The sequence below is a fragment of the Nonomuraea fuscirosea genome (assembly GCF_003001935.1).
Lineage (GTDB): Bacteria > Actinomycetota > Actinomycetes > Streptosporangiales > Streptosporangiaceae > Nonomuraea > Nonomuraea fuscirosea.
Genome location: NZ_PVNG01000010.1, coordinates 116,142 through 129,649, shown reverse-complemented (window position 1 = coordinate 129,649; position 13,508 = coordinate 116,142). Strand labels below are relative to the sequence as shown.

11 protein-coding genes are annotated in these 13,508 nt (G+C 70.4%); 8 read left to right on the top strand and 3 right to left on the bottom strand.

Annotated features, from left to right (window positions below):
- Positions 1–51 precede the first annotated feature (51 nt).
- The gene (locus tag B0I32_RS23525) at positions 52–1,332 is read left to right on the top strand and encodes a cytochrome P450 (RefSeq protein WP_106243063.1); all 1,281 of its coding nucleotides are present in this window, start codon (positions 52–54) and stop codon (positions 1,330–1,332) included.
- Here B0I32_RS23525 and B0I32_RS23520 read toward each other — a convergent pair.
- Positions 1,295–1,465 (bottom strand): DUF3073 domain-containing protein, encoded by a 171-nt coding sequence (locus B0I32_RS23520; protein WP_106243061.1) that lies wholly within the window; start codon positions 1,463–1,465, stop codon positions 1,295–1,297. The two genes, B0I32_RS23525 and B0I32_RS23520, sit on opposite strands and share 38 nt — an antisense overlap.
- A gap of 86 nt (positions 1,466–1,551) precedes the next feature.
- Here B0I32_RS23520 and B0I32_RS23515 point away from each other — a divergent pair, with 86 nt between their 5' ends.
- Positions 1,552–1,884 (top strand): ArsR/SmtB family transcription factor, encoded by a 333-nt coding sequence (locus B0I32_RS23515; RefSeq protein WP_106243058.1) that lies wholly within the window; start codon positions 1,552–1,554, stop codon positions 1,882–1,884.
- Here the strand turns inward: B0I32_RS23515 and B0I32_RS23510 are convergent.
- Positions 1,877–2,434, bottom strand: a complete 558-nt coding sequence (locus B0I32_RS23510; RefSeq protein ID WP_106243055.1) for a hypothetical protein — start codon at positions 2,432–2,434, stop codon at positions 1,877–1,879. The genes B0I32_RS23515 and B0I32_RS23510 overlap by 8 nt on opposite strands.
- An 80-nt stretch (positions 2,435–2,514) precedes the next feature.
- Here B0I32_RS23510 and B0I32_RS23505 point away from each other — a divergent pair, with 80 nt between their 5' ends.
- Genes B0I32_RS23505 through B0I32_RS23495 form a run of 3 tightly spaced genes read left to right on the top strand, consistent with a single transcriptional unit; the run spans position 2,515 to position 4,863 of the window.
- Positions 2,515–3,027 carry a PadR family transcriptional regulator gene (locus B0I32_RS23505; RefSeq protein WP_106243053.1) on the top strand — a complete coding sequence of 171 codons (513 nt, stop codon included), beginning with the start codon at positions 2,515–2,517 and terminating at the stop codon, positions 3,025–3,027.
- A 10-nt stretch (positions 3,028–3,037) separates the two neighbouring features.
- Positions 3,038–3,916, top strand: coding sequence for a 1,4-dihydroxy-2-naphthoyl-CoA synthase (locus B0I32_RS23500; RefSeq protein WP_106243050.1), 879 nt, complete (start codon positions 3,038–3,040; stop codon positions 3,914–3,916).
- Positions 3,917–3,939: 23 nt separating this feature from the next.
- Positions 3,940–4,863: an aminoglycoside phosphotransferase family protein gene (locus tag B0I32_RS23495; RefSeq protein ID WP_106243047.1), complete on the top strand. Its 924-nt coding sequence runs from the start codon at positions 3,940–3,942 to the stop codon at positions 4,861–4,863.
- On the opposite strand, the gene B0I32_RS23490 is transcribed toward B0I32_RS23495, so the two are convergent.
- Positions 4,853–5,776, bottom strand: a complete 924-nt coding sequence (locus tag B0I32_RS23490; RefSeq protein ID WP_425438110.1) for an NADP-dependent oxidoreductase — start codon at positions 5,774–5,776, stop codon at positions 4,853–4,855. The two genes, B0I32_RS23495 and B0I32_RS23490, sit on opposite strands and share 11 nt — an antisense overlap.
- A gap of 135 nt (positions 5,777–5,911) precedes the next feature.
- Between B0I32_RS23490 and B0I32_RS23485 the strand changes: the two genes are divergently transcribed.
- The 3 genes from B0I32_RS23485 to B0I32_RS23475 are packed head-to-tail and all read left to right on the top strand — an operon-like array spanning position 5,912 to position 13,412.
- Positions 5,912–6,463: an OB-fold-containig protein gene (locus tag B0I32_RS23485; RefSeq protein ID WP_106243044.1), complete on the top strand. Its 552-nt coding sequence runs from the start codon at positions 5,912–5,914 to the stop codon at positions 6,461–6,463.
- Positions 6,463–8,556, top strand: coding sequence for a flotillin family protein (locus B0I32_RS23480; protein ID WP_106243042.1), 2,094 nt, complete (start codon positions 6,463–6,465; stop codon positions 8,554–8,556). Before B0I32_RS23485 ends, B0I32_RS23480 begins: the two co-directional genes overlap by 1 nt.
- Entirely contained in the window at positions 8,553–13,412 is a 4,860-nt protein-coding gene (locus B0I32_RS23475; protein ID WP_106243040.1) for a DNA repair ATPase, read from the top strand. The genes B0I32_RS23480 and B0I32_RS23475 overlap by 4 nt, the downstream gene beginning before the upstream one ends.
- Positions 13,413–13,508 lie beyond the last annotated feature (96 nt).

The following is a 13,508-nucleotide window of genomic DNA, read 5'->3' as shown; positions in this document are numbered from 1 at the left end:
GATATATACAAGCGTCTATGACAAACGTACGTATACGACAGGAGAGAGACGATGATCCCTCCGGGGCCGAGAATGCCGTCGATCGTGCAGACCGCGCGGTTCGTGGCCGACGCGGAGCGCACGTTCGAGAGCTACCACCGCAGATACGGGCCGATCTTCACGGTCCGCTACGCCGGCTTCCCGCCGGAGGTCTACGTGACCACCGCCGAGCTGGCCGCCGAGGTCTACCGGACCGACCAGGGCGGCGGGCAGGCCGGCGCGGCCCGCAAGGACTTCCTGGAGCACCTGGTGGGCGCGCACTCCGTGCTGACGCTGGACGGCGACCCGTGGTGGCGGCACCGCAAGACGCTGAACCCGCCGCTACGCGCCAAACAGGTCGCCGGCTACCACGACGACATCGCCGCCATCGCGGCCGAGAGGATCGCGACGTGGCCGCTGGGCCGGCCGTTCGCGCTGCGCGAGCGCATGCAGGAGATCACGCTGGAGATCATCATCCGGCTGATCTTCGGCATCAGGGACGCCGGGCGCACCGGCCGGCTACGGGAGTTGCTGCCGGGACTGCTCGCGACGGGCGGCTCCACGCAGGTGGTGCTGCTGCCGGAACGGCTGCGCCCGCTGGCGGCGCGGGTGCCGTACCTGCCTTACGCGCGGTTCCTGCGGCTGCGCGCCGAGGTGGACGCGATCCTGTTCGGCGAGATCCGCCGGCGCCGGGCCGCCCCCGGGGGCACGGACGTGCTCGGGCGGCTGCTGGAGACCGAGCTGGACGACCAGGAGATCCGCGACGAGCTGATCACCATGCTCATCGCCGGCCACGAGACCACCGCGACCGGCCTGGCCTGGGCCTTCGAACGGTTCCTGCGCATGCCCGAGGTGCTGGAGCGGCTGCCGGACGACGAGCCCTACCTCGACGCGGCGGTCAAGGAGGTGCTGCGGGTCAGGCCGGTGGTCTATGAGGCGCCGAGGCTGCTCGACGCGCCTCTGCGGCTGGGCGGGTACGAGATCCCCGCCGGATGGTACGCCGGACCGTACATCCCGCTCGTGCACCGTGACCCCGCCGCCTTCTCCGAGCCCGGACGATTCCGTCCTGAGCGGTTCCTGGAGGGGCACCAGAGCAGAGCCTGGATGCCCTTCGGCGGCGGGCGGCGCTTCTGCGTAGGAGCGCAACTGGCGCTCCTGGAAATGCGCGTCATCATCCGCGAGGTGCTGCACCGCCTGGAGCTCACGGCGCCCGATCAGGCGCCGGAGGCCAGGCGGCTGCAGAACGTCACCCTGGCACCCGCGAAGCAGACCCGCGTCACCGCCCGCGCTCGGACTCCTGCTCGGACGGCGTAGGCGGGTAGTACTCCTCGCGTCGCGTGTCCGCGCCCAACTCCTCGCGGAGCCGGTCGTAGTCGATGTTGTGGTTGGTGTACTTCAGCTGGCGAGCGACCTTCGTCTGCTTCGCCTTGGCTCTTCCTCGGCCCATGGCAACTCCCTAGTCCCCGCTGTCATGCTATCCGACAACATAGCGACTTGAAGAATTATGCAACTGAACTGGATTACGCTAACCATATGCACGTGGAGGTCTACCAGGCCAAGGCCGACTTCTTCCGAACGCTCGGCCACCCCGCTCGCATCCGAGTGTTGGAGCTACTCCAGGAAGGGCCGCTCCCCGTCAGGGACCTGCTGGCCCAGATCGACATCGAGGCTTCGAGTCTGTCCCAGCAGCTCGCCGTCCTGCGGCGGGCGGGCATCGTCAGCGCGATCCGCGAGGGCAGCACCGTGGTCTACACCCTGGCCACGCCCGAGCTGGCCGATCTGCTGGGCGCCGCCCGGCGCATACTGACCGAGATGCTGGCCGACCAGGGGGAACTGCTCGCGGAGCTGCGCGCCGAGGTCACCTAGCGAGCGCCCGCCGCTTCAGGTGCCCGGGGTACCACGCGGTGAAGGCGGCGGGGGCGGCGAACGAGAGCACCTTGATGGTGATCACCAGCGTGGTCGCGTGGGGCGAGACGGACAGGACGAGCGTCAGAGCGAGTGCGGCGACGGTGAAGGCGGCTGCCCAGACGGCGCTGATGATCACGTTGGCGCGGTGGAAGACCGGGTTGCGCCACAGCTCCTCGGGCGTCGTGGCGCGGGCGATGCCGAGTGTGAACGGCCGGCGGACGGCCAGCGAGCCCCAGGCCGTGCCGGCCAGCCAGACGTCGACGAGCGCGGGCCCGTACGGCGTGAGCGGCGAGTCGGGATCGAGCAGCGACAGCGCGGTGAGCAGGGCGAAGAACACCACCGCGCTGGTCTCGATCACCATCATGTCCCACGACCTGCCCGACCTGCGGTCCACGGCCACGAGCACCAGGGCGATGACGAGTCCCGTGATCGCTCCCCAGCGCCATTCGTCGCTGGTCGCGATGAAGCCGTAGACGATCCAGGGCAGGAAACCGAGCAGGCCGCGCATCGGGCATCTCCTTCTCACGACATTCCTAAGTAGACATGTCGAAAGTAGAAATTCCTGGATAGATATGTCAATATAGGAATATGAGTCTTCGACACGCCTTGCTGGGCCTGCTGTCCGAGGGACCGGCGAGCGGATACGACCTGCTGAAGCTGTTCGACGTCTCGCTCGCCAACGTGTGGCCGGCCACGCAGAGCCAGCTCTACACCGAGCTCGGCAAGCTGGCCGACGCGGGGCTCGTGGACGTGGCGGCGCAGGGCCCGCGCGGCCGCAAGGAATACACGATCAACGAGCGGGGCCTGGCCGAGCTGCGTCACTGGATCACCGACGTCGAGCCCACGCGGGTCGTCCGCAGCGACATGCTGCTGCGGGTGTTCTTCCTGGCCCAGGTCTCACCCGAGCAGGCCAGGAGCTACCTGCGCCGCCAGGCCGAGCTGGCAACCAAGCAGCTGGAGCACATCGCGAGCATCCGCGAGTTCGTCGAGCGGGGCGACGACAACCTGTCGGTGTACGGCCGCCTCGCCCTCGAATACGGCCTGGGCCTGGCCGAGAGCCAGCGCCAGTGGGCCGAGTGGGCCGAAGGCCAAATCCGTTAGGCTTCCGGCCATGGTCTCCGAACTGTTCGATCCCAAGGCGTGGCAGGCGGTCGAGGGATTCGACTTCACCGACATCACCTACCACCGTGCGGTCGACCAGGGCACCGTGCGCATCGCCTTCGACCGTCCCGAGGTCCGCAACGCCTTCAGGCCGCAGACGGTCGACGAGCTCTACCGCGCGTTCGACCATGCCCGGCAGAGCACCGACGTCGGCTGCGTGCTGCTGACCGGCAACGGCCCCTCGCCCAAGGACGGCGGGTGGGCCTTCTGCTCCGGCGGCGACCAGCGCATCAGGGGCAAAGACGGCTACCAGTACGCCGACGGCACCCCGTCCACCGGCCGCCTGCACATCCTGGAGGTGCAGCGCCTGATCCGCTTCATGCCGAAGGTCGTGATCTGCGTGGTGCCCGGCTGGGCCGCGGGCGGCGGCCACAGCCTGCACGTGGTGGCCGATCTCACCCTGGCCAGCGCCGAGCACGCCCGCTTCAAGCAGACCGACGCCGACGTGGCCAGCTTCGACGGCGGCTTCGGCTCGGCCTACCTGGCCCGGCAGGTGGGACAGAAGTTCGCCCGCGAGATCTTCTTCCTCGGCGACACCTACAGCGCGGCCGACGCCCACCGGATGGGCATGGTCAACGCCGTGGTGCCGCACGAGGAGCTGGAGACGACGGCCCTGGAGTGGGCGCGCAAGATCAACGGCAAGTCGCCGACCGCGCAGCGGATGCTCAAGTTCGCCTTCAACGCCGTGGACGACGGGCTCGTGGGGCAGCAGGTGTTCGCGGGCGAGGCGACGCGGCTGGCGTACATGACGGCTGAGGCGGCCGAGGGCCGTGACTCGTTCCTGGAGAAGCGCGAGCCCGACTGGTCGCCCTTCCCCTGGCACTTCTAGACGGCAGTCCCTGGGCCGCGCTCATGCCCATCGAGATCCCCGGCGCGCTGGCCGCCGCGCACCTGAAGTACGGCGGCGAGGCCGGCGTGGCGTGGACCGCCGGGCTGCCTGCCCTCGCCGAGCGCTATCTCGACGAGTGGGACCTGCGCCCCGACGGCGGGCCTCGGCACGGGATCATGGCGCTCGTCCAGCCCGTCGTACGCGCCGACGGCACGAAGGCCGTGCTCAAGCTGCAGCCTGTCACCCCCGAGACCGTGCACGAGGGGCTGGCCCTGCAAACGTGGGCGGGCGACGGCTCGGTGCGGCTGCTCGACGCCGACCCTGAGACCGGCACCATGCTGCTCGAACGGCTCGACGGCGGCCGTTCCCTGGCCGCCGTGCCCGACGTCATGGAGGCTCTGAACGTCCTGTCCGGGCTGCTGCGCCGGCTGGTGGCCCATCCCGCGCCCGAGGGCGTGCGCCGGCTGGACGACATCGCGCGGGCGATGCTGGAGCGCGCGGAGCGGATCGCCGGGAAGCCGGTTCCGGACGAGGAGCGCTACTGGGTCGGCGTGTGCGCCTCGGCGGTCGCCGATCTCGTCTCCGGCCCGGCGGCGGAGGGGGGTGACCGGCTGCTGCACTGGGACCTGCACTATGACAACGTGCTGGCCGGCGAGCGGGAGCCGTGGCTGGCCATCGATCCCAAGCCGCTGGCCGGCGACCCGGCGTTCGAACTGCTGCCCGCCCTGCACAACCGGTGGGACGAGGTGCTGGCCACCGGCGACGCGCCGCGGGAGGTGCTGCGGCGCTTCGACTTCATGGTGGACGCGCTCGGCCTCGACCGGCGCCGGGCCGCCGGATGGACACTCGGGCGGGTGCTGCAGGACCTGCTGTGGTGTCTGGAGGACGGCCATGAGCCGGACGGCGTCCAGGTGCAGGTGGCGATGGCGATGCGGGCTAGATGGTGAGGACGATCTTGCCCTGGCCGTGGCCGGTCTCGACCTCGCGGTGCGCGTCCGCGGCCTCCTCCAGCCGGTACGCCCTCCGTACCGGGAAGGTGAACTCCCCCTCCGCGCACAGCCGGGCGTAACGTCCGAGCCGCTCGGCCGAGCGGTCGCCCCTGACCAGCCGGACGCCCAGCGCGGCCGCCTTGTCGTGCTCGACCAGCGTCACGATGCGCCCGCGGTCTGCGACCAGGTCGAGCGAGACCTCCAGCGCGTGCCCGCCGGCCCCGTCGAGGACCGCGTCGATCCCGCCCGGCGCGAGGGCGCGCACCCGTTCGGCCAGGCCCTCGCCGTACTCGACGGGGACGGCCCCGAGCGCGCGCAGGTAGTCGTGATTGACCTCGCGCGCGGTGCCGATGACGGTGGCCCCGCGCCTGCGCGCGATCTGCACGGCCGCCGTGCCCACGGCGCCGGCCGCGGCGTGCACGAGCAGCGTCTCGCCCTCGGCCAGTCCCAGCCCGTCGATGGCCAGCTCGGCCGTCTGCACGCCGGCGGTCAGCCCGCCGGCCACCTCCCACGGCACGGCCCGCGGCTTGGGCGTCACGTTGGCCGCCGGCACGACGACGTACTCGGCGTAGGCGTGCAGCGCGGTGAACCCGAGCACGTCACCGCCCGGCGCCACCCCGGTCACGTCCTCGCCCACCTGGTCCACCACCCCGGCGAACTCGTTGCCAGGGACGCGCGGATAGCCCGGGTCCTCGATGTACGGCGGCAGCCAGCCCTGGCGTACGGCCGTGTCGAAGGGCTGCACACCGGCCGCCCGCACGCGCACCCGCACCTGGCCGGGCCCCGCCTGGGGCGCGGGCAGCTCCATCACCTTCAGCACCTCGGGGCCGCCCGGCTCGGTGAACGCCGCCGCCCGCATCAGTTCGCTCATGCCTGCGAGCCTGCACGCTCAACCATGGTTGAGGTCAAGTGCCTTATCGTTTTGGGAACTTTCTTCTTTAGTAGCGCTTTATCTAGATATAGTCCGACAGGACGTACACAGGGGGATCTGGTATACCGAGGCGGGATGACCGACTTCTTCACCATCGCACTGAGCTTTCCGACTGTCATTTTCAGTTTTCTTCTCGTGGTCGTCGCCGCTTACTGGCTGGTTGTCATCACCGGCCTGTTCGAGCTGGAGGACGACGCCACGTGGCTGGGACTCGGGGGAGTTCCGGCCGGGATCACGCTGTCGCTGCTCATCGCGTTCGCCTGGCTGCTCTGCCTGATCGGCAGCGTGCTGGTGAGCGGTGGCCCGCTGATCGCCGTCCCCTTCGCCGCCGCGGCCGCCGCCTGGTTCACCGTTCGCGGCCTCGTGGTGCCGTTACGCAGGCTGTTTCCCGAAGGGGACCGGCACTCGCGCGGCGACTTCGTCGGCCAGATGTGCGTGGTACGCACGGGCACGGCCACCCCGGACTTCGGCCAGGCCGAGGTCACCGCCGCCGACGGCTCGTCCGCGGTCGTACAGGTGCGCACGACCGGTCAGGACCGCCTTGCCCGCGGCCAGAACGCACTCATCTTCGACTACGACAAAGACGGCGAATTCTTCTGGGTCATGCCGTACGAAAGTGAGCATTGATGGACGTCATCTCCACCGGCTTCGGCGTATTCCTCGCCGTCATCCTGATCATCGTGATCGGTCTCCTCCTCGTCGTCGGCCGGTTGTTCCGGAAGGTCGAACAGGGCAAGGCGCTGATCGTCTCGAAGGTCAACAAAGTCGACGTCACGTTCACCGGCGCCGTGGTCCTGCCCGTGGTGCACAAGGCCGAGATCATGGACATCTCGGTCAAGACCATTGAGATCGAACGGACCGGCCGCGAGGGCCTGATCTGCCGGGACAACATCAGGGCCGACATCAAGATCACGTTCTTCGTCCGCGTGAACAAGACCGCCGAGGACGTCATCAAGGTCGCCCAGGCCATCGGCACCGCCCGCGCCAGCGACGAGACGACGCTGCAGGAGCTGTTCAACGCCAAGTTCTCCGAGGCGCTCAAGACCGCGGGCAAGCACCTCGACTTCGTCGACCTCTACACCAAGCGCGACGAGTTCCGCGACGAGATCGTCCGGATCATCGGCACCGACCTCAACGGCTACAGCCTTGAGGACGCCGCCATCGACTACCTGGAGCAGACCGCGCTCGGCCAGCTCGACAAGAGCAACATCCTCGACGCGCAGGGCATCCGCAAGATCACCGAGCTGACGGCGATCGAGCACGTGCGGACGAACGAGTTCCAGCGCAACGAGGAGAAGGAGATCACCCGCCAGAACGTGGACGCCCGCGAGGCCATCCTGGAGCTGGAGCGCCGCCAGGCCGACGCCGAGCTCAAGCAGCGGCGCGAGATCGAGACCGTCAAGGCCCGCGAGGAGGCCGAGATCGCCCGCGTGCAGGCCGAGGAGCGGTTGCGCGCCCAGGCCGCGCACATGAAGACCGACGAGCAGCTCGGCGTGCAGAACGAGAACCGGGCCCGCGAGATCGCCGTCGCCGAGAAGAACCGCGAGCGCGTGATCGCCATCGAGTCCGAGCGCATCGAGAAGGACCGCCTGCTGGAGGTCATCTCCCGTGAGCGGGAGACCGAGCTGTCGCGCATCGCCAAGGACAAGGAGGTCGAGTCCGAGAAGCGCTCGATCGCCGAGGTCATCCGCGAGCGCATCGCGGTCGACAAGACCGTGGCCGAGCAGGAGGAGTCCATCAAGCGGCTGCGCGTGGTCGAGGAGGCCGAGCGCACCCGCCAGCAGGTGATCATCGCCGCCGAGGCCGAGGCCCAGGAGAACCTGGTCAAGGACATCAAGGCGGCCGAGGCCGCGGAGGCCGCGTCCAAGTTCAAGGCACGCGAGGAACTGGTGCTGGCCGAGGCCAGGCAGCAGGCCGCCGACCTGGACGCCAGGGCCAAGATCCGGCTCGCCGAGGGCATCCAGGCCGAGTCGGCCGCCAGCGGGCTGGCGCAGGTCCAGGTCAGGGAGCGGGACGCCGAGGCCATCGAGAAGGTCGGCCGCGCCGAGGCCGTGGCGCTCAAGGAGAAGCTGGCCGCCGAGGCCGACGGCGCCAGGGCCATGGCGCTGGTCGAGGGCGACCGGCTCAAGGCGCAGGCCGAGGGCGAGCAGGCCATGGCGCTGGCCGGGGCCGCCGCCGTGGGCGAGAAGCTGAAGGCCGAGGCCGAGGGTCTCACCGAGAAGGCGGCCGCGATGGCGGCGCTGGACGAGGCCAGCAGGGCGCACGAGGAGTACCGCCTGCGCCTGGAGGCCGACAAGGAGATCCGGCTCAAGCACATCGACGTCTCCCGTCAGGTGGCCGAGTCGCAGGCCAGCGTGCTGGCCGCCGGGCTGGCCAAGGCCAACATCGACATCGTCGGCGGCGACACGATGTTCTTCGACAAGGTGGTCGGCTCGATCACCGCGGGCAAGGTGGTGGACGGCTTCGTCGGCCACTCGCAGGTCGCGGGCGCCATCGCCGCCCCGTACGTCAACGGCACCGCCAGCCTGGCCGGCGACCTGGCCAGCCTGGTCGGCGGCGTGAGCACCGAGGACCTCAAGAACCTGACCGTGTCCGCCCTGCTCATGCGGCTCATCCAGGACGGCGGCCCGCAGTCGTCGGCCCTCGGTGAGCTGCTGGAGACCGCCCGCAGACTCGGCGTCGCGGACTCGCCGGTCGCTGCGCTGGCCGGGGCCAAGTGAGCACGATCGAAGCGGGGCTGGAGGCGGGGACGTACGAGGTTCTCAAGAACCGCCTCCAGGCCCAGGCCAAGGCCCTCGCGGCGGCGGCCGAAGGCGTCAACCAGGAGCGGCTGCGCGTCTTCGGCGGCACCGAACTGCGCCTGCTGGGGACCGAGCGGATCAGGACCGAGAACAACTGCGTCCCCAGGGACATCGTCTCCCTGGGCGACGTGATGCTGTTCGGCTACAACGTCTTCATCGGGCTCAAGCCGGAGACGACCGTGGCCGACGTGTTCGCGGTGCACCGCTTCTCCAGGGACGGCGACGCCTTCAGGTTCGACGCGGACAAGCTGGAGACGCTGGCCGACCCGGCGTTCAGGAAGGACTTCGCCGAGCTGTACCGGTACTACAAGGAGACCCGGCTGCAGCAGTTGCGACGGGTGGACGGCAAGCTGCTGGCCGTCTTCCGTACGGGTCCGGCCGACATCCGGGTGCTGCGCTGGGCGGTCAGCAACGGCGGGGTCCCGAAATATGTGGACAACCGGGGTGAGCGCGATCACGTGTTCCCCCCGTCCCACGACTTCGAGTGGACGGTCACCACCCGCGACGACCACGTGCTCGGCCGCCATCCGCACGTCTCCATCGAGGGCGAGGTGTTCGTCGAGACCCTCGGCGGCGACCTCACCATCAAGATCGAGAACAACACCGAGACCGGGGCCGGCATCTACGCCGAGCCGGTGGCCGAGCCGCTGCAGAGCCTGGCCGACGCCGACATCGAGTACGCCCGCGTCGGGCCGCTCATCCTCATGCGGATCAAGCCGTACAAGGAGGAGGACTGGCGGCACCTGGTCTTCAACGTCCGCACCAAGGCCGTGGTGCGGCTCGACGGCATCGGCCAGGCCTGCCAGCGGCTGCCCGAGGACCAGGGGCTCATCTTCCCCGGCGGCTACTACCTGGCCACGGGGGTCAGCAAGACGTTCGACACCGACGTCACCGACCTGGAGTTCGAGCGGGTGGTGCGCTCGCCCAACGGCGAGGACGTCCTGTACGTCTTCCACGCGCGGGGTGACGGGCGGTCGCTGCTGCTGCCGTACAACGTGATCAGGAAGGAGGTGGCCACCCCCATCGTCTGTCACGGGTACTCGCTGTTCGACGACGGCACGATGGTGGTCTTCCGCGCCATCTCCGAGGAGCCCACCCGGGTGCATCCGATGCAGGTGTGGCAGACGCCGTACGTGTCGGACACCTACGCCGCCGCCCAGCCGGCCGGGACCGGGCCGCTGGAGCGCATCGGCAACGCGGAGCTCGTCCGCGGCATCTCCGACTGCCTGTCCGTGTCGCGGATGGTCGAGGAGATGGCGCCGTCGGCGGGCACGTTCGAGGGCCTCATCGCCGCGTGCACCCGTACCTTCGACTCCTATCACTGGCTCGGCGAGCACGGTCTGCTCGGCCCGCTCACCGACGTGCGCGCCACCGCCGAGCAGGTCCTCGACGAGTACGAGAACGTCGAGCAGCTCACCCGCCACGCCGCCCAGACCCTGGAGGCGGCCACGGAGGAGACCACCCAGCTGGTCCGCCGGGCCAGGGCCGACACCCCCGCGACCGCCGACGCCTGGGTCACCCTGCTGGCCACGCTGCGCCGCGCCCAGGGCCGGCTGGTGACGCTGCGCGAGGTCCGCTACATCGACCTGGCCGCCCTGGACGAGCTGTCGGCCTCCGTGGCCGAGGAGCTGAACTCGGCCGGCCGGCGCGCCGTGGACTTCCTGTCGGGGCAGGACGCCTTCACCGCCTACCACGCCGCCGTCGAGACCCTGGCCGCCGACGCCGCCGCCATCGCCACGGTGGCCGAGGCCGCGCCCGTCGCCGACCGGCTGGAGGAGCAGAGCGAAGGCCTGGAGGTGGTCACGGAGGTCGTCGGGTCGCTCGACATCGCCGACGCCACCGTGCGCACGTCCATCCTCAGCCGCATCGCCGAGGTGCTGAGCGGCGTGAACCGGGCCAGGGCCCTGCTCGACGGACGCCGGCGCGACCTGCTCGGCGCGGAGGGCCGCGCCGCGTTCGCCGCCGAGTTCGCCCTGCTCGGGCAGGCTATCACCGGCGCGCTGGCGATGGCGGACACGCCGGACAAATGCGACGAGCAGCTCGGCCGGCTGATGCTCCAGGTCGAGAACCTGGAGTCGCGCTTCGGCGAGTCCGAGGACTTCGCGGCGCAGCTGGCCGCCAAGCGGGAGGACGTCTACGAGGCGTTCTCGGCCCGCAAGCAGACCCAGCTCGACGACCTGGCCCGGCGCGCCGACCGCCTGTTCGCCTCTGCCGAGCGCGTCCTCGGCAGCATCACCAGGCGGCTGGCCGCGCTGTCGTCGCCGGACGAGGTCAACACGTATTTCGCGACCGACCCGATGGTGGCCAAGGTCCGCTCGGCGGCCGGGGAGCTGCGCGCGCTCGGGGACGCCGTACGGGCGGAGGAGCTGGACGGGCGGGTCAAGTCGGCCCAGCAGGAGGCCGGCCGCGCGCTGCGGGACCGCCTCGACCTGTTCTCCGACGGGGGCGAGACGCTGCGGCTGGGCCGTCACCGCTTCGCCGTCAACACCCAGCCGATCGATCTGACGCTGGTGCCGCACGACGGGTCCATGTACTTCGCGATCACCGGCACCGACTACCGCGCGCCGGTGCCCGGCTCGTTCGCCGACACGCGGCCGTTCTGGGATCAGCTGCTGGTCTCGGAGACGCCCGAGGTCTACCGGGGCGAGTACCTGGCCGCCTCGCTGCTCGACTCGGCCACCACCGCGGACGAGCTCGGCGAGCTGGTCCGCCGGGCGGCCGAGACGCGGTACGACGAGGGATACGAGCGCGGGGTCCACGACCACGACGCGGCGGCCGTGCTGGACGCGCTGGTGAGGTTGCGGGAGGGGGCCGGGCTGCTGCGGTACCCGGCCGAGGTCCGGGCGGCGGCGCAGTTGTTCTGGGCGTTCGGGGTGGAGGAGGTTTCACGTAAAACATTCACCACGAGGGCGCTGTCGCTGGTGCGGGCCCGGACGGTGTTCGGGCTCACGCCGGCGCTGAGCGACCTGAGCCACGAGCTCGGCGACCTGATCGCCGCCTTCCTCTCCACTCACGGGGGCTTGCTTCCGGGCGCTGACGGCGGGGCGGGCGCGGACACCGGGAACGCCGGTCTTGCCGGGATGGCCCGAGTCGCCGGTGAGTACCTGGTCGAGGAGCTGGGCTGCACGCCCGCCGGCTTCATCACCGCCAAGCAGGCCCGCGACCTGCTCGACGGCTTCCGGCAGACCCTCGGCCCGGCCAGGACCCGGGAGTTCGAGGACGACCTCAAGGCCCTGCCGCTGCCGGAACGCCTCCAGCTCGCCCGCGCCTGGCTGACCGCCTACCACCAGGGCCCCGAGGTCGCGGAGGCCATCGCCGTGCTGCTGTGCGACCTGCCCCGCCACGACTCCAGCGCCGCGACCACGGCGACGGTGGACGGCCTGCTCGGCGCCCACTCCCGCATCAAGGACCGCAAGCTGGAGCTCCGCCTGGACGAGATCCTGGCCAGGACGCGCAGGTTCGCCCAGGAACGCGTCCCCGCCTACCGCGCCTACCAGCGCCGCAGGAGTGAACTGATCGAGTCCGAACGCCGCCGCCTGCGCCTGGACGAGTACCGGCCCAAGGTCATGAGCGCGTTCGTCCGCAACCGCCTCCTCGACGAGGTGTACCTGCCGCTGATCGGCGACAACCTGGCCAAACAGCTCGGCGCGGCCGGCGCCGGCAAGCGCACCGACCAGATGGGCCTGCTTCTGCTCATCTCCCCGCCCGGCTACGGCAAGACCACCTTGATGGAGTACGTGGCCAGCCGCCTCGGTCTCGTCTTCGTCAAGGTGAACGGCCCCGCCCTGGGCCACGAGGTGACCTCGCTGGACCCGGCGGACGCGCCCGACGCGACGGCCAGGCAGGAGGTGGAGAAGATCTCGTTCGCGCTGGAGACGGGCAACAACACCCTGCTCTACCTCGACGACATCCAGCACACCTCGCCCGAGCTGCTGCAGAAGTTCATCTCCCTCTGTGACGCCCAGCGCCGCATCGAGGGCGTCTGGAACGGCCGCACCCGGACCTACGACCTGCGCGGCAAGCGGTTCGCGGTGTGCATGGCGGGCAACCCGTACACCGAGTCGGGCCGGCGCTTCCGCATCCCCGACATGCTGGCCAACCGGGCCGACGTGTGGAACCTGGGCGACGTGCTCTCCGGCAAGGAGGAGCTGTTCGCGCTGAGCTACGTGGACAACGCCCTCACCTCCAACCCCGTGCTCGCTCCCCTGTCCGGGGGCGACCGGGCGGACGTGGAGCTGCTGGTACGCCTGGCGAAGGGCGACCCGACGGTCCGCCCCGACCAGCTGAAGCACCCGTACACGAAGCCGGAGCTGGACCAGATGCTCAGCGTGCTGGCCAAGCTGGTCCGGGTGCAGGAGGTGGTCCTGGCCAACAACCAGGCCTACATCGCCTCGGCGGCCCAGTCCGACGCCGCCCGTACGGAGCCGCCGTACCGGCTGCAGGGCTCGTACCGGAACATGAACAAGCTGGCCGAGCGGATCGTCCCCGCCATGAACGACGCCGAGCTGGAGTCGGTGATCGACGACCACTACCTCGGCGAGGCGCAGACGCTCACCACCGACGCGGAGGCGAACCTGCTCAAGCTGGCCGAGCTGCGCGGCCGGCTGACCCCGGCCCAGGCGGAGCGCTGGGCGGAGGTCAAGGCCGCCTACCTCAAGGCGCGGGCGCTGGGTGGGGCGGAGGACGATCCGATGGTGCGGGCGGTGGGCGCGCTCGGCCTGCTGGCCGACCGGGTGAGCGAGGTCGGCTCCGCCATCAAGGACTCGACCCGCTGAGCCTCCGCCACGACGGCCATCAAGGGCTGGGCCCGCTGAGACCCCGCCACGACGGCCACTCAGACGGGGTCCGCTGCCGCCCCCACGGCCACTCAG

Excerpts from the sequence above, each read along its gene's own strand:
- B0I32_RS23525 (WP_106243063.1), top strand. The coding sequence starts at position 52 with ATGATCCCTCCGGGGCCGAGAATGCCGTCGATCGTGCAGACCGCGCGG.
- B0I32_RS23520 (WP_106243061.1), bottom strand. The coding sequence starts at position 1,465 with ATGGGCCGAGGAAGAGCCAAGGCGAAGCAGACGAAGGTCGCTCGCCAG.
- B0I32_RS23515 (WP_106243058.1), top strand. The coding sequence starts at position 1,552 with ATGCACGTGGAGGTCTACCAGGCCAAGGCCGACTTCTTCCGAACGCTC.
- B0I32_RS23510 (WP_106243055.1), bottom strand. The coding sequence starts at position 2,434 with ATGCGCGGCCTGCTCGGTTTCCTGCCCTGGATCGTCTACGGCTTCATC.
- B0I32_RS23505 (WP_106243053.1), top strand. The coding sequence starts at position 2,515 with ATGAGTCTTCGACACGCCTTGCTGGGCCTGCTGTCCGAGGGACCGGCG.
- B0I32_RS23500 (WP_106243050.1), top strand. The coding sequence starts at position 3,038 with ATGGTCTCCGAACTGTTCGATCCCAAGGCGTGGCAGGCGGTCGAGGGA.
- B0I32_RS23495 (WP_106243047.1), top strand. The coding sequence starts at position 3,940 with ATGCCCATCGAGATCCCCGGCGCGCTGGCCGCCGCGCACCTGAAGTAC.
- B0I32_RS23490 (WP_425438110.1), bottom strand. The coding sequence starts at position 5,776 with ATGAGCGAACTGATGCGGGCGGCGGCGTTCACCGAGCCGGGCGGCCCC.
- B0I32_RS23485 (WP_106243044.1), top strand. The coding sequence starts at position 5,912 with ATGACCGACTTCTTCACCATCGCACTGAGCTTTCCGACTGTCATTTTC.
- B0I32_RS23480 (WP_106243042.1), top strand. The coding sequence starts at position 6,463 with ATGGACGTCATCTCCACCGGCTTCGGCGTATTCCTCGCCGTCATCCTG.